The organism is Rossellomorea sp. NRS-1567, from assembly GCF_050467885.1.
GTDB classification, from domain to species: domain Bacteria; phylum Bacillota; class Bacilli; order Bacillales; family Bacillaceae_B; genus Rossellomorea; species Rossellomorea aquimaris_C.
Map to the genome: position 1 here is coordinate 182,266 of NZ_JBITPL010000016.1, position 15,224 is coordinate 197,489.

Sequence of the window (15,224 nt, forward strand, 5' to 3'; positions counted from 1 at the left end):
CATGCCCCTCCATTATATAGAAAATCCTTTTTATGAGTAACCCTTGAATTTAATGTAAATACTTCCAACTAAATAACAGTAGGAATTATGTCGTAATATAAATAGAAAAGCCGGGTTATCAATTATAGATAATCCGGCTTTCCTGTTTTATTTCAAATTATTTCGTACCGTATAAACGATCTCCTGCGTCCCCTAAACCAGGAACGATATATCCTTTTTCATTCAGCTTCTCATCAAGAGCCGCGATGAAGATATCAACGTCAGGATGTGCTTCCTTGATAGCGTCCACTCCTTCAGGACAGGCAACGAGGCACATGAACTTGATGCTTACCGCGCCACGCTTCTTTAATGAGTTGATAGCTTCTACAGCAGATCCTCCTGTTGCAAGCATTGGATCAACGAGGATGAAGTCACGCTCTTCCACATCACTTGGAAGCTTTACGTAATACTCAATCGGTTTAAGAGTCTCCGGGTCACGATATAAACCAACATGTCCTACTTTTGCAGCCGGGATCAGTTTAAGAATTCCGTCGACCATTCCTAATCCTGCTCGCAGAATAGGAACAATCCCTAATTTTTTACCTGCAAGAGTCTTGGCCTTCGCGTTGCTTACTGGTGTTTCCACAGTAATATCCTCTAACGGTAAATCACGGGTGATTTCAAACGCCATCAATGTCGCTACTTCATCAACAAGCTCACGAAATTCCTTCGTACCTGTTTCTTTATCACGAATAAACGTTAATTTGTGTTGGATTAACGGATGATCAAATACATATACTTTGCCCATTCGACTCTCTCCTTTAAATTCGATTTTATGTAAAAATAGTTTGTCTACTTCCTTTACACCTCAGACTATTGTACATAAAAGACAATTTAAGAGCAACATGAGATGGGAAGTGTAATGGAATCGTTAGAATTGAGATGATGGGTGCGGGCAGACGAAGTGGAAGTAGGAGTGAATGGGATTGTTTTTTGGTTAATTATGTTAATCGGCCGGATTAATGCAAGAATCGGCTGGATTTTTTTGAAAAGCCACTGGATTCTCTGAAAAAACGGCTGGATTATTTCGAAAAATGGCCGGATTATCTCCAAAAATGGCCGGATTTTTTCGAGTAACGGCTGGATTCTACTCAAAATCACTTTAAAATCTGTAACTACATGATTGAAAATCTACTTCCCTACTAATTTCCCACCAAAAAAACCTCTCCACCAGGGAGGTCCGTTCCTGGCGAAGAGGTCATCATCTATTATCTTTCAGGATATAATTCAAATTTGCTCGTCAGGTCGATAACACGTTTGCGGGCTTCTTCCAGTTTCGCTTCGTCTTCATGGTTGTTAAGAGTCAACGCCATGATGGAAGCAATTTCATCCATATCTTCGAGCCCGAATCCTCTGGACGTAACAGCTGCTGTACCGATACGTACTCCACTTGTTACGAATGGACTTTCCGGATCGAATGGAATCGTGTTTTTGTTAACGGTAATCCCGATTTCATCAAGCACTTTCTCTGCGATTTTCCCAGTCAGTCCTAGTGAACGCAGGTCGATCAGTAATAGATGGTTATCAGATCCGCCTGATACAAGATTGATTCCTTCTTTTACAAGACCTTCACCTAAACGGTTCGCATTGTCGATGATGTTCTGCGCATAGTCTTTGAAAGAATCCTGCAACGCTTCACCGAAAGCAACAGCTTTAGCTGAGATCACGTGCATAAGCGGGCCACCTTGAATTCCTGGGAAAATAGACTTGTCTATTTTCTTTGCAAACTCTTCTCTGCATAGGATCATACCGCCACGAGGTCCGCGCAATGTTTTGTGAGTCGTTGTTGTCACGAAGTCTGCATAAGGAACTGGGTTCTGGTGAAGACCGGCTGCTACAAGACCAGCGATGTGAGCCATATCAACCATTAGGTATGCTCCCACTTCATCCGCGATTTCACGGAATTTAGCGAAATCGATCGCTCTTGGGTATGCACTTGCTCCCGCTACGATCAGCTTCGGCTTGTGCTCTAATGCTTTTTGTCTAACATCTTCGTAATTGATCAGGTGCTTCTCTTCGTCCACACCGTACTCTACGAAGTTATATTGAATTCCACTGAAGTTGACGGCACTTCCGTGAGTCAGATGTCCACCATGAGATAAGTTCATACCAAGAACCGTATCACCTTGTTCGAGGATCGTGAAGTAGACTGCCATATTGGCCTGTGCTCCTGAGTGAGGCTGAACGTTTACATGTTCTGCTCCAAATAGTTCCTTCGCACGATCACGAGCCAAATTCTCAGCTACGTCCACATGCTCACAGCCACCATAATAGCGACGACCTGGGTACCCTTCTGCATACTTATTTGTCAGAACGGAGCCTTGTGCTTCCATAACCGCTTCACTGACAAAGTTTTCAGATGCAATTAACTCGATTTTTGTTCGTTGACGCTCTAATTCATCTTGAATCGCTGCATAAATTTCCGGATCTTGCTTGGCAATCTTACTCATACATATCCCCCTTTAATTCATAGGCCCAACTGCTGCGCCTCTTTGATTCATTCACCCTCATTCTAACACGATTCAGCAAAACGCGAAATAAAAACCTCTAGTCAAAACGTAATGTTCGTGTTTAGAGCCTATTAGAGGGACGGACCTCGTGTGATGTTGTTCACAAACATCCTCACCGTTCTCCTTACACGCTCCCCAGAGTAGCACTATGACTATCATTGTCGAATGAAGGCGAACAAGTGCTGATAGTTTGTGATCCTCTATCCAATCGGTCAGTTTTGTCCCTCGCTGCCTTGTAACATAATCATATACTCCATGTCCCCCTTTATAGTTCGGAATTTACGCCCGGATTTAAGGCAACACCGAAATAAAGGTCCGTCCCTCAAATCAGAGGGACGGACCTTTAAACAGAGAATATTATTAGTACACAGCTCTGACTCCACCAATGAGTTTCGGTCTGGTTTTGGCCAGTGTGACGTGGGCTTCGCCGAGGCTTTTCTGTGAGACCCGGATCGGGACGGCAACGTGTTTAAGGTGCATGCCGATGAAGGTATCACCGATGTCGATGCCGGCATCGCCTTTGATATGCTCGACCATGACGGGATCTTCAAAGGAATGATACGCTTGGGTGGCCATGGCTCCTCCTGCTTTTCGCACAGGAATGACTGTGACTTCATCCAAGCCTTTTCTTTCAGCCACATCTCTTTCCAAAACGATGGCACGATTTAAGTGCTCGCAGCATTGAAAAGCAAGCGAGACACCTATTGAATCCGACCATCCTTTTAACTCTTCAAAAATCATTTCTGCTACTTCAATGGTTCCTGATGTTCCGATCCGCTCCCCCATCACTTCTGATGTCGAACAGCCTACAACAAACACTTGTCCCTTTTTCATCGGAACCTGCTTGCTGAATTCTTGCAGGATCGTTTGCAGTTCTTCCTTCATTTGAGCGATTTCCATGAAATCCACTCCCTATTGTTTGTCTTCGTATGCCGTGATTTTCCCTACACGGTTTGCATGACGGCCACCTTCAAATTCTGTCACCAGCCACGTTTGGGCGATTTCACGCGCTAGCCCGGGTCCAATCACACGTTCACCCATGGCTAACATATTGCTGTCATTGTGCTCACGGGTTGCTTTCGCACTGAACACATCATGTACAAGGGCGCAGCGGATCCCCTTGACCTTGTTAGCTGAAATGCTCATACCGATTCCCGTTCCACAAATCAGAATGCCACGATCGAATTCACCGCTGGCAACCTTTTCTGCAACAGGCACTGCATAGTCCGGATAGTCAACGGACGTTCCACACTCACAACCGAAATCCTCATATTCTAAGCCCAGATCTTCCAGTAGTGATTTTATTTCTTCCCTGATATTTACCCCACCGTGATCGGATGCAATTGCAATTTTCATAATTAATCCCACTCCCTATAGCCTTTGATACGTCTTATTTTGCCACACACTCATGATTATATAAAGTTTTTCGGATTCTTTTTGATAGAATGAGTCGAAAGCCAGACAACAACAAAAAAACGGACATAAGGTCCGTCCCTCATGTCCGTCTTTTTTATAGATGAAAACGCGTAATCGTACCCTTCAATGATTCTGCCTGCTCTTTCAGATTCAACGCAAGCTTCTCTACATCACCCATCACAGTCGCTTGTTCTTTTGTGGAGGCTGACACTTCCACCGCCCCCGCGGAGGTTTCTTCTGCGATGGCCGCAACTTCCTGTGATTGCTGGGAAGTCAATTGGATGCTGTTCATTTGCTGATCGACAAGAACGGATATATTTTGAACCGCATCAGCTACTTCATGGATCGTTTTCGTCATCGTTTCGATCATCTCATTGGTCTGAGTTCCTTTTTTCACTTCAGAATTTGCAGAGTCAACTTGAATCGTGATCTGTCCAACTACATTTCCAACCTCGGTCTGAATGTTCTTGATGAGGTCCGAAATTCCTTGGACTGCCTTGCCGCTTTCATCCGCCAGCTTGCGGACTTCCTCTGCTACAACTGCAAACCCCTTACCGTGCTCTCCTGCACGTGCTGCTTCAATGGAAGCATTTAAAGCGAGAAGATTGGTCTGGTTCGCGATATCCCCGACCAATTGAATGATCTGTTCCACTTTTTTCGCATTGTCTTCCAAGCGGCGGACGGCATCTAAAGAATCTTCATTTCCTCTTGCAAGTCGGCCGATGCCTTCTACCAGGGAATGAATGACCTCCTTGCTTCCTTGAAGCTCCGTCACCATATGCTTGGACATTTGTTCTGATGATTTGGAGTGATTCTGTACTTCCTGTGCGATCCGGATCACATCCTCCACCGATTCAGCCGTCGTTTGAATCGCCATGGCCGAGCTTTCAGCACCTGCTGAAATTTCTGTAATCGTTTTGGAAATGGAATCCGCTTGAGTGGAAGCAGATTCTGATGCTCTCGACAACTCGATCACATTCGAATTTGTTTTAGTAAAATTCTCGTCGATACTTGATACCATGTCGCGCAAGTTATGGAGCATGCGATTGAACCCCAATGCGAGTGACCGGATTTCATCATCTGACTTCGGCACCTCCACTTCCACAGCGATGTCCCCTTCAGCCGCTTTTAACGCAGCCTGTTCCAAACGCTGAAGTGGTTTGACGATGAATCCCGCTGCAAAAAAGGCAAGCACACCTGACCAGAACACTCCCATCCCCAGCGTCATGCTCGTAAATAAAAGCTCATTCATATCCGGTGCAAAAGTAGGTTTGATAAAATAAATAAAAAGTGCACTCGTGGAATACGTCACCACGGCAAGTAGCGTGATAAAGAAGACCAATTTCTTTCTAAGACCCGATTTGTAGCTTCTCTCTTTCCCCATTCTTTCTCTCTCCCTGTCTCAACCCAGCTTTTTAATTAACTCCTCAATCAATGAATCCAGCTCTCTGTATGTATGTCTATAGATGTCCACACTTCCCCCGTAAGGATCCGATACATCCAAATCTGCAGGATCTTCATGGACAAACTCTTTCAATGTGAAAATTTTGTCTGCCACATGTGGAAACTGATCCACAATTGCCCGCTTATGATTTGAAGTCATCGTGAAAATATAGGAAGCCCAATCCAGGTTCTCCCTTGAGAGCGAACTCGATTGGTGTCTATGTATTATATCGTTCTCTTTCAGCACTTCTTTAGTCTGAAATGAAGCATCACTTCCGTCCATGGCAAAAACGCCTGCAGATTTCACATCAAACCCCTCTGCACCCTTATGCTTCAAAACAGCCTCTGCCATAGGACTCCGGCACGTATTTCCCGTACAAACAAATAAAATATTCATCACGTCATCCTCCTTACACCCTATTATAAAATATTTTCCAACCCTCACCTAACTCATTCACTTAGAAATTGAAAAAAGTCCATCCAATGAGGGACGGACCTTGACCTCCAAAACTCATTACCTTCCTTTCACAACGGCAGCAGCAGCTTAATCCCAAACGCAAACAGAATACTTCCCCCAAGTGCCTCACTATACGTTCCGAGCACCCCTTGAAATTTTCGGCCTATCAATAAACCAGCCCATGTCAACACCGTTGCCGCTATCCCAAAGCAGAAAAGGGCAACCGCTGTCCTGGCACCGAAAATCCCGAGGGTCAATCCAACGGAAAAGCTGTCCAGGCTTACACTCAAAGCAAAGAGCACTAAACCAAATCCTACCGGGGAAATGAGCGTCGTCTCCTCTTCTTTAAAGCTGGACATGAACATTTGTATGCCTAATACAATCAAAAGGAGCCCGCCGGCATACCCCGCAAAGGCACCGAATGTTTCGGATAAAAATTTCCCCGTCATCATCCCGAGCATGGGCATCCAGACATGAAAGATCCCGACGACCAACCCTATATATAAGATTTGCTTTAATCTCAGCTGAAACATACCCATCCCGATTCCGATCGAAAAGGCATCCATCCCAAGAGCAAATGCCATTAACATCAAGGTAATCAGTTCTCCGATAATCGTTGTCATTTTTGTTTTTCCCCCTCCGGACATGCCTACAGAACAAATTTATGCATGTCCAAAGGGAAATAGAATGGTAAATCGGTTTGAAGATTGGGCATTATTGACTCACACAAAAAACCCCTACAGTTCTCTCAAACCACAGGGGTAACCATTATCCTTTTATCACCCTGTACCCGGCAGCTTTCTGAAGCCGGTTCATAATCGCCAGGCCGACCCCTTCTTCGGGAAACATTTCGGCGAAAATAATATCCACGTCCCTTTTATTAAAAGCACGCAGCGTATCATAGAGATTTCGAGCGACTGATGTCAGGTCCTCTCTCCGACCCATCGAGAGAATAACGTCTGCCTGGAAGTCATCCATGAATTCTTCCGTTGTTAACACACCCACTTTGAGACCCTCAGCTTTTTTGTCATCTACTAATTTCTGAAGATCTGCCCTCGTACCATCAACTAAATACACAGGAGCATCAGGGGCGTAGTGCGTATATTTCATGCCTGGGGATTTCGGAGCTCCCTTTCCTTCTTTTAAAGAGGGATCCACTTCCACTAAACCGACCACTTCTTCCAGCTGTTCCTTGGTGACTCCTCCGGGACGTAAAATGACAGGCCTTGGTCCCGTACAATCCACTACGGTCGACTCGACACCGACACCCGTTTCACCTCCGTCGACCACGCCTGCAATCCGGTCTTCCAGATCATCGATGACATGCTGAGCCGTTGTCGGACTTGGTTTTCCTGAGCGGTTCGCACTTGGTGCCGCAATCGGCAGTCCAGACGCTTCAATGATTGCCAGTGCTACTGGGTGATCAGGCACCCGGATCCCCACGGTCGGCAATCCCGCTGTTACTTTTTGAGAAAATACGTTTTCCTTATTTTTAAAAATTATCGTTAATGGACCCGGCCAAAAAGCATCGATGAGGTTCGCTGCATCAGACGGGACCTCTGCTACAAGTCCTTCCAGCTGATCTTTATTTGATATGTGGACAATCAGTGGATTATCCGATGGTCTTCCCTTCGCTTCGAAGATTTTCTCCACAGCCGTATCTGATTTCGCATTGGCACCCAGACCATAAACTGTCTCTGTCGGGAATGCCACCACCTCATTCTGTTGAAGAATCTTCGCTGCATCCACAATTTGTGGATAACTTTCATTGTTATCCACATCTCTTTCCACAATCCAATGTTTCATCATTTCCGTCATCCACCTTCTATTATCAACACTCATTTCTGTGTATAGATACAGAATTAACAAGCGTTCTAGAACTTTACTCTTTTGAAAGTATAAAAGAAACCCCACAAATTCTCAAGTATCGTCCACAAAACGAGAATGAAACTCTACAAACTGTGGATAAACCTGTGGATGGTGTGAATAATTCTGAAAAAAGAGATATTTACGTTAGAGATGGGGACTTCTCACATTTTGTCGAATGTTCCACATAAAAAAACTGAATCATTTCTCAATAGAAATGATTCAGTCTACTACCAGACTACTATCGTAAAATAATTTCTTCTAGTTGGAATTTGTCGAAACCCCTCAAATCTTCTTAAAGGTCAAGCCTCATCGTAATACAGTTATCCACAGTGGATAACTTTTGAGCGTGTACAAATTTCTCCAACTCATCCACAAAAGGCTCTTTTTCCTGTTGAAAACCTAGCAGGTCAAAGAAATTCAGCGACGCTTTTCGATTGGAGATCAAGTAAAGACGCGTAAGTTCTTTTTCTTTCGCCAATTTTAATATTTCTTGGAAAAGAGCAAACAATTCTTCACTTTCAAAAGATGAGGTCACAACGAGGGAGCGAAGAAGTCCAATCTTCTCTTGAACCTCAATTCCGAGAGTCCCGATTAACTGGTTGTCTGAGTCTTCAACTACTAAAAAGCAATCAATACTATTTTTAATGCCTTCTGTACTTAATCCTGCTTTCATTAAGAAGGCTACAACTTCATGGATATCTTCCTGTGTTGCTTGGCGAATCACTTTTAACATCACATTTCATCCTCCCTTTTCTATCATCCCCTAATGTTAGTGTATGAGGGGAAAAAGAGAATAGAACAAGTTGTTGTGAAAAATACTAGAACGCTAGATTTCCTTCGCACGTAAAAAGAGCTCCATCTCAGGTGGATGAAGCTCTACGTTCTACTTATTGAATAATCCTTTGAAAAAATCGACTACGAAGAATCGAACCTCTACTTCTTCCTCATCTCCGCCCTCAACATAGACTGGCTGTTCTTGTTGTTCTTGTGCTTCCGCCGTTTCCATCTCTTCTTTTACAGGAAGTTCTTCTTCCTGAGTCTCTTCTACTTCTGCTGTTTCTTCCGTAGCTGCCGCTTCCACTGTTTCCATCTCGACCTCTTTATAGGCAATAACATCGATTTCAGAAGTTTTTGTTTCTACTGATTTAGTACTTGAATCCACTTCTGAAGTTTCACTAACTACATCTTCTGGATCCACTTCAGTGACCTCATTCCCACTCGCTTCCACTTTCGTTTCAAACCCAGGGCTTCTTACCGCATTTCCAGTCGAGAAATCAAGGAAGCATAGAGGCGGATAAAGAACACACCACCAGTTCGCTCCTTCTCCTGCACCCAGAGTGATCAACACCGCTTCGTATTCGCCTGCCGGGTACAAATACTGACCGTATAATTTAGTAGGAAACTCCACTTTTCCAAAATCAATTTTCACCGATTGATCCAAGCCTTGCTCAGAGACAACCTCTTCTGCAATCTTCTGAAGCTGCGGTAGACCTGCTTTAATCACTGATTTCGCTTCATCCTGTGATGTAAGAGTCGCCACCCAATTCGTAATCTCTTTATTCACTTCATCACGAACCAGCCTTTTCACATTTTGGTCCTGCTCCAAATCACTATTTGCCAGAATCCGAAGTCGAATCGCTTCTTCCGGGATCACCATCGTCTCCTGAGCCGCCATTTCCTGCTTCGGTATATATAAACTTAGAATCGTTCCTAATGATAGAATCAAGATATACAATAAAACCGTATGTTTTGTTTTCATTTCCTCTCCCCCTCAGTAAAACAGTCTCGTCAAAAAGGGGAAATCTTAAACTAGTAAAATACATTTTTTAATTAGAGAGGAGAAAATCTGTTGGGAAATTCGGGGAAGCCTGATTTGAAAATAAAATCTGAAAGTCGATAATATATCCGTTAAAGTCGATAATAAATACCCCAAACTCGATAATATAATCGAAAAGTCGATAATAAGTGCCCTAATCTCGATAATATATCAAGTATCACACCCTCAAAGCTACCTCTCAAGCACTACTAGCTCTCCAAATACCTAACTAATCGAACAAAAACTTCATTTTCCACAAAAAAACACCCTCGATCACATCAATCGAGGGTCAACATTCCTATTTTCTCACACAAAACACCATACGATCTTTCCCATTAATATCATGGACGACTACTGTTTCCGCATCGGGGAAGGTCGCGCGCAACATATCGGCTACGATTTCTCCCTGACCCACGCCGACTTCGAAACCGATCAGGCAAGTTTCCTTCATGACGAGAGGCAATTCTTCCATAAAGCGTTTATACAGATCATAGCCATCTTCCCCGCCGAACAATGCGAGTTCAGGCTCATGTTCGATTACGACATCTGATAGGGTTTCGCGATCGGTGAGCGGTATATACGGAGGGTTGGATAAAAGTATATCCAGCTTCACTCTGTCTTCAATCAAGGGCTTTAACAGATCCCCTTCAAAAAAACGGACATCCGCACCGAGTCTCTCGCTATTCTCCCTGGCAACCGCCAGTGCTTCACTCGAAATATCGACGGCCATCATTTCAAGAGGGATCCGTTTTGACTCCAGTTTCAACGTAACGGCAATCGCCCCGCTGCCCGTTCCCACATCTGCAGCCTGCAAAAGGATGTCTGGCTCAAATAAATCCTTCATCTTCTCAAGACCATAGTAAATGAGCTCTTCCGTCTCCGGCCTCGGAATCAGTACATGCTCATTCACCAAAAACTCCCGACCATAAAACTCCTCAACCCCAATAATATGCTGTATCGGCACTCCACCAACATGCCGGTGAATCCCATCTTGGAATTCTTCCCACTTCTCCCCCGGGACGGACCTCCGCTGTTCAGCCAACAGTTGGGAACGGGACATCCCTACTAAATGCCGCAAATAGATTTCTCCCACATTTTCATCACGGCCATTTTCGACTAAAAAAGAAGAAGCCCATTTTAGGGCTTCAAATATAGTAACAGACGTCATTATTCTTCCAGTCTCTCAAGAAGTTTGGATTGATCCTCGATGATTAACGCATCGATGACTTCATCCATCTTTCCTTCAAGAATTTGGTCAAGCTTTTGAATCGTCAATCCGATACGGTGATCCGTTACGCGGTTTTGTGGGAAATTGTACGTACGGATACGTTCGGAACGGTCACCTGTACCAACGGCTGATTTACGGTTTGCATCGTATTCAGCTTGAACTTCACGTTGGAATTTATCGTAAACGCGGGCACGCAATACTTTCATTGCCTTCTCTTTGTTCTTGATCTGTGACTTTTCATCCTGACATGACACGACTACACCTGTCGGCATGTGAGTCAGACGGACAGCAGACATGGTTGTATTAACACTTTGTCCTCCCGGGCCACTGGATGCGAAGGTATCGACACGAATATCTTTGTCGTGAATATCCACCTCGACTTCTTCCGCTTCCGGCAAGCAGGCAACCGTTGCCGTCGACGTATGAATACGTCCGCCGGATTCTGTTTCAGGTACACGTTGCACACGGTGTGCCCCGTTTTCGTATTTCATTTTGGAGAATGCGCCATTTCCGTTAATCATAAAGATGATTTCTTTATATCCACCAACGCCAGTCGAGTTCGCTTCCATCACTTCGGTCTTCCAACCTTGTGATTCTGCATAGCGGCTGTACATACGGTATAAGTCACCGGCAAACAGGGCCGCTTCATCTCCACCTGCAGCACCACGGACCTCCATGATTACGTTCTTATCATCGTTCGGGTCTTTCGGGATCAATAATATTTTCAGACGGGCTTCCAATGCTTCGATTTGTTCTTCAAGCTCGGAAACCTCTTCTTTCACCATTTCACGCATATCAGCATCAAGCTTATCGTCCAGCATTGCCTTAGCGTCTTTAAACTGCCCAGTAAGTTCTTTATATTCTCGATATGCTTCTACCGTTGCTTGGATGTCTGATTGCTCTTTTGAATAATCTCTTAGCTTCTTTGGGTCATTCACAATTTCTGGATCACTCAATAGTTCATTTAACTTATCATAGCGATCTTCCACTGCTTGTAAACGATCGAACACAGCTATTCACCTCAATTTTAGTCCATAACAGTCTAATTATATTATACGGTGTATGTAAACACAAGGAAGATCGGGAATAAACAGAAGGCATAAACGGGTGGATTTTATGTAGAAGGCAAGCAGATCAGTATCCAAACCTGCTTGCACTTTTTTTATCTTTCGGTGATTTTCACATTTATATCGTATTTTGGAATGGCTTTCTCCAGTCTCTCTTTTAACATCGCTTCTTCTTTATCCGTCTCAGCCATACTCATTTCATTTTGGGTATGGGCCGTCACCCACATTTGTTCGCCATTGATCCACACTTCATCTGGTTCAAAGTTGGAATACTCCTTCACAACCTCACGTGCTTTGTCTTCATACACACCAGTTGTCGTCGATGTTGTGCCTGGTGAGTTCGTCAGGTTTGGAAAGTTCGGGTTTTCATTTGTCGTGTTTCGGACGATTTTATCTTGACGATCATTTCGATCATCTTTTCGATTATCAATGAATCGTGTCCCATTTTGATCCTCGTGCCTACCGAATTCGGATTCTTGATTCACTCCACACGCGGTGATTAAAATGAAGAATACCGTAAAGGATAAAACTAATACTAGTTTTTTCATGCTTTTACACCTCCTGTTTTTAGGATTTCCCACAGGAAAGTGCTTATGCACATAAAAGCGGAGACAAGTGTAAGGAGAGCCAGAAGAGAAGCTTTGTTCAATTTTCTTTACATCCTGAACTTCAATTAAAAAAACAAAGCCACAAACCCATGACTTTGTTTTTTAATCATTATTTATACTTCCTTCACCATATCAGGTGTAACGCTCATTCCAGTCGGAACTTCATGGTGATGACGGCATCTTGGCTCATAAGCTTCAGACGCACCCACCAGGATGACGGGATCATCGTAGCAAGCTGGTTCGCCATTGATTAATCGTTGTGTTCGACTAGCAGGAGAGCCGCATACTGCACAAACGGCTTGAAGTTTTGTCACTTGCTCGGCAATGGACAATAAGTCCGGCATCGGACCGAATGGTTCTCCGCGGAAATCCTGATCAAGTCCTGCGAGGATGACACGGTATCCACTGTTTGCTAATTTTTGGACGACCTCTACAATGCCTTCGTCAAAAAATTGAACCTCATCAATAGCAATGACATCCACCTCTGGATTCAGGTCATCAAGGATCACATGTGAACCCTCGACTGCTTTGGCGATGACAGAGGTACCATTATGAGATACAACCGACTCATCACTATAGCGATTATCTAGTTTTGGCTTATACACTGCAATTTCCTGTTTAGCAAATTGAGTGCGTCTTACCCGGCGGATCAGTTCCTCGGATTTCCCTGAGAACATGCTGCCGCAAATGACTTCTACCCAACCCGTTTGTTTCATGACATACACGAAAGCGCCTCTCCTTCCTTTTGCAATATTCTATAATTAAACAGCCTGACTGTTAGTAAAAACGGACTACTCTTTAGTATAAAGCATTCCTTTATGTACGGGAAAAATGCTCAAGTTTCAGTAATTTGGCAGAAAAAAAGAGGCACAGCTCAATTGGAACTGCCTCTATTTCTTCAACCATTTGCTTTAAAGAGAATAAAAAACAGGCAAGCATGAAGATCCTTGCCTGTTTTTCTAATAGAAGAGAAGTGCCAATCTCATATATTTATGCCTTACGCACAAAGAAATTCGATATGACCTTCTGACTCTTCATTATTGTTGTTGATTTTTAAGACCGTATTTTTTGTTGAAACGGTCAACACGTCCACCAGCGTCAGCGAATTTCTGACGTCCTGTGTAGAATGGATGGCATTCAGAACATACCTCAACGCGCATTTCTTCCGCTACAGAACCAGTTTCAAATTCGTTACCGCAAGCACAGCTAACTTTGATCGTGTTGTACTTAGGATGAATTCCTGATTTCATTTCTTTCATCTCCTTCCGCCCTGAATCATCTGAGACAGAGTAATTTATTACGAAGATATATGTGATATGAGCATAAGCATGAGAGTTATAGCCAGCCCCTTACCACATCCATTTTTTAAAACACATTGACACTATTATAACAAGGACAAGTGATATTTGCAACCTGTAAAATTGGTCGTTACAGACATAGCACCAATCATTCGAATACTAGATTAACGCTTCTTTGACTCTTCTGTCAACACATTGAAAAACTCTTCATTCGTCTTCGATTGCTTCAGCTTGCGCATAAGCTTCTCAGCGAAATCAGGCTGATCGGACATCGCTTTGCGAATCGCCCACAGCTTTTCAAGATGATCCGGTTTAATGAGAAGTTCTTCTCGACGAGTTCCGGAACGACGGATGTCGATGGCCGGGAAGATTCGTCTCTCAGCAAGAGAACGATCAAGATGAAGCTCTAAGTTCCCTGTTCCTTTGAACTCTTCATAAATGACATCGTCCATACGGGACCCTGTATCCACTAACGCTGTCGCGAGAACCGTCAAGCTTCCGCCTTCTTCAATGTTACGTGCAGCACCAAAGAATCGTTTCGGGCGATGGAACGCAGCCGGATCAATACCACCGGAAAGAGTTCGTCCACTTGGCGGGATGACCAGGTTATAAGCACGGGCCAAACGAGTGATACTATCCATCAGGATAATGACATCACGCTTGTGCTCCACTAAACGCATGGCGCGCTCAAGAACGAGTTCTGCCACTTTGATATGATTTTCCGGCACTTCATCGAATGTTGAGCTTACGACTTCTGCTTCGACCGAACGTTCGATATCCGTTACTTCCTCTGGACGCTCATCGATCAGAAGAATGATTAATTCCGCTTCAGGATGATTCGTTGTGATCGAGTTCGCGATTTCTTTGATCAGCATCGTCTTACCAGCTTTAGGTGGTGCTACGACCAATCCACGTTGTCCAAAACCGACAGGCGCTATAAGATCCATGATACGCGTGGAGATTTTGTTTGGTGTTGTTTCAAGTTTCATTTGACGGTCAGGATATAAAGGCGTCAAACCTGGGAAATGGACACGTTCTTTCGCAGATTCAGGCTCTTCTCCATTGACCATTTCAACATGAAGCAGTCCGAAATAACGCTCGTTTTCCTTCGGAGGGCGCACTTTTCCCGATACCTTATCCCCGTTACGAAGGTCGAAACGGCGGATTTGTGACGCAGAAATATAAATATCCTCAGAGCTTGGAGAATAGTTGATCGGTCGTAAGAAACCGAATCCTTCTGATTGGATGATTTCAAGAACACCTTCCATAAAGAAGAAGCCTTCTTGTTCTGCACGAACTTTAAGGATAGCGAAAATCAATTCTTTTTTTGTTAATTTACTATAATAAGAAACTTTGTATTGTTTGGCTAGCTCGTAAAGCTCTTTAAGCTTCATATTTTCTAAGCTAGAGATTGTTAACTCTTCCATCATGACACCACGCTTTATTAATTTGTCCTACCTAAAATATTTAAAA

General features: G+C 43.8%; 16 protein-coding genes. All 16 read right to left on the bottom strand.

Annotated features, from left to right (window positions below):
* Positions 1 to 157: 157 nt before the first annotated feature.
* Entirely contained in the window at positions 158 to 787 is a 630-nt protein-coding gene (upp, locus tag ACIFOD_RS12355) for a uracil phosphoribosyltransferase (RefSeq protein WP_397553712.1), read from the bottom strand.
* A 460-nt stretch (positions 788 to 1,247) separates the two neighbouring features.
* A complete protein-coding gene (gene glyA, locus ACIFOD_RS12360; RefSeq protein ID WP_430314920.1) occupies positions 1,248 to 2,489 on the bottom strand; it encodes a serine hydroxymethyltransferase in 1,242 nt (413 codons plus the stop codon).
* A 420-nt stretch (positions 2,490 to 2,909) separates the two neighbouring features.
* Positions 2,910 to 3,449, bottom strand: coding sequence for a TIGR01440 family protein (locus ACIFOD_RS12365; RefSeq protein WP_430314921.1), 540 nt, complete (start codon positions 3,447 to 3,449; stop codon positions 2,910 to 2,912).
* A gap of 12 nt (positions 3,450 to 3,461) precedes the next feature.
* Complete coding sequence (rpiB, locus tag ACIFOD_RS12370; RefSeq protein WP_148971193.1) at positions 3,462 to 3,905, bottom strand: ribose 5-phosphate isomerase B; 444 nt, start codon at positions 3,903 to 3,905, stop codon at positions 3,462 to 3,464.
* A 154-nt stretch (positions 3,906 to 4,059) separates the two neighbouring features.
* The gene (locus ACIFOD_RS12375; protein WP_430314922.1) at positions 4,060 to 5,349 is read right to left on the bottom strand and encodes a methyl-accepting chemotaxis protein; all 1,290 of its coding nucleotides are present in this window, start codon (positions 5,347 to 5,349) and stop codon (positions 4,060 to 4,062) included.
* 18 nt (positions 5,350 to 5,367) lie between these two features.
* Entirely contained in the window at positions 5,368 to 5,805 is a 438-nt protein-coding gene (locus ACIFOD_RS12380; RefSeq protein ID WP_430314923.1) for a low molecular weight protein arginine phosphatase, read from the bottom strand.
* A 128-nt stretch (positions 5,806 to 5,933) separates the two neighbouring features.
* Entirely contained in the window at positions 5,934 to 6,488 is a 555-nt protein-coding gene (locus ACIFOD_RS12385) for a manganese efflux pump MntP family protein (RefSeq protein ID WP_397553707.1), read from the bottom strand.
* A 145-nt stretch (positions 6,489 to 6,633) separates the two neighbouring features.
* On the bottom strand, positions 6,634 to 7,674 hold the full coding sequence (locus ACIFOD_RS12390; RefSeq protein ID WP_430314924.1) for an L-threonylcarbamoyladenylate synthase: 1,041 nt from the start codon (positions 7,672 to 7,674) through the stop codon (positions 6,634 to 6,636).
* Between the two features lie 352 nt (positions 7,675 to 8,026).
* Positions 8,027 to 8,467 (bottom strand): GNAT family N-acetyltransferase, encoded by a 441-nt coding sequence (locus ACIFOD_RS12395; RefSeq protein ID WP_397553705.1) that lies wholly within the window; start codon positions 8,465 to 8,467, stop codon positions 8,027 to 8,029.
* 150 nt (positions 8,468 to 8,617) lie between these two features.
* Positions 8,618 to 9,493: a stage II sporulation protein R gene (gene spoIIR / locus ACIFOD_RS12400; protein ID WP_430314925.1), complete on the bottom strand. Its 876-nt coding sequence runs from the start codon at positions 9,491 to 9,493 to the stop codon at positions 8,618 to 8,620.
* Positions 9,494 to 9,848: 355 nt separating this feature from the next.
* Positions 9,849 to 10,718, bottom strand: a complete 870-nt coding sequence (gene prmC / locus ACIFOD_RS12405) for a peptide chain release factor N(5)-glutamine methyltransferase (RefSeq protein WP_430314926.1) — start codon at positions 10,716 to 10,718, stop codon at positions 9,849 to 9,851.
* The gene (prfA, locus tag ACIFOD_RS12410; protein ID WP_113969247.1) at positions 10,718 to 11,788 is read right to left on the bottom strand and encodes a peptide chain release factor 1; all 1,071 of its coding nucleotides are present in this window, start codon (positions 11,786 to 11,788) and stop codon (positions 10,718 to 10,720) included. The genes prmC and prfA overlap by 1 nt, the downstream gene beginning before the upstream one ends.
* A gap of 152 nt (positions 11,789 to 11,940) precedes the next feature.
* The gene (locus tag ACIFOD_RS12415) at positions 11,941 to 12,393 is read right to left on the bottom strand and encodes a hypothetical protein (protein ID WP_397553701.1); all 453 of its coding nucleotides are present in this window, start codon (positions 12,391 to 12,393) and stop codon (positions 11,941 to 11,943) included.
* Between the two features lie 173 nt (positions 12,394 to 12,566).
* Positions 12,567 to 13,178 carry a thymidine kinase gene (locus ACIFOD_RS12420; protein ID WP_397553700.1) on the bottom strand — a complete coding sequence of 204 codons (612 nt, stop codon included), beginning with the start codon at positions 13,176 to 13,178 and terminating at the stop codon, positions 12,567 to 12,569.
* Positions 13,179 to 13,490: 312 nt separating this feature from the next.
* A complete protein-coding gene (gene rpmE, locus ACIFOD_RS12425; RefSeq protein ID WP_034765123.1) occupies positions 13,491 to 13,703 on the bottom strand; it encodes a 50S ribosomal protein L31 in 213 nt (70 codons plus the stop codon).
* A 212-nt stretch (positions 13,704 to 13,915) separates the two neighbouring features.
* On the bottom strand, positions 13,916 to 15,178 hold the full coding sequence (gene rho / locus ACIFOD_RS12430; protein ID WP_044340561.1) for a transcription termination factor Rho: 1,263 nt from the start codon (positions 15,176 to 15,178) through the stop codon (positions 13,916 to 13,918).
* Between the last annotated feature and the right edge of the window lie 46 nt (positions 15,179 to 15,224).

Coding starts and splice junctions, on each gene's coding strand:
- upp (WP_397553712.1), bottom strand. CDS start 787: ATGGGCAAAGTATATGTATTTGATCATCCGTTAATCCAACACAAATTA.
- glyA (WP_430314920.1), bottom strand. CDS start 2,489: ATGAGTAAGATTGCCAAGCAAGATCCGGAAATTTATGCAGCGATTCAA.
- ACIFOD_RS12365 (WP_430314921.1), bottom strand. CDS start 3,449: ATGGAAATCGCTCAAATGAAGGAAGAACTGCAAACGATCCTGCAAGAA.
- rpiB (WP_148971193.1), bottom strand. CDS start 3,905: ATGAAAATTGCAATTGCATCCGATCACGGTGGGGTAAATATCAGGGAA.
- ACIFOD_RS12375 (WP_430314922.1), bottom strand. CDS start 5,349: ATGGGGAAAGAGAGAAGCTACAAATCGGGTCTTAGAAAGAAATTGGTC.
- ACIFOD_RS12380 (WP_430314923.1), bottom strand. CDS start 5,805: ATGAATATTTTATTTGTTTGTACGGGAAATACGTGCCGGAGTCCTATG.
- ACIFOD_RS12385 (WP_397553707.1), bottom strand. CDS start 6,488: ATGACAACGATTATCGGAGAACTGATTACCTTGATGTTAATGGCATTT.
- ACIFOD_RS12390 (WP_430314924.1), bottom strand. CDS start 7,674: ATGATGAAACATTGGATTGTGGAAAGAGATGTGGATAACAATGAAAGT.
- ACIFOD_RS12395 (WP_397553705.1), bottom strand. CDS start 8,467: ATGTTAAAAGTGATTCGCCAAGCAACACAGGAAGATATCCATGAAGTT.
- spoIIR (WP_430314925.1), bottom strand. CDS start 9,493: ATGAAAACAAAACATACGGTTTTATTGTATATCTTGATTCTATCATTA.
- prmC (WP_430314926.1), bottom strand. CDS start 10,718: ATGACGTCTGTTACTATATTTGAAGCCCTAAAATGGGCTTCTTCTTTT.
- ACIFOD_RS12415 (WP_397553701.1), bottom strand. CDS start 12,393: ATGAAAAAACTAGTATTAGTTTTATCCTTTACGGTATTCTTCATTTTA.
- rpmE (WP_034765123.1), bottom strand. CDS start 13,703: ATGAAATCAGGAATTCATCCTAAGTACAACACGATCAAAGTTAGCTGT.
- rho (WP_044340561.1), bottom strand. CDS start 15,178: ATGGAAGAGTTAACAATCTCTAGCTTAGAAAATATGAAGCTTAAAGAG.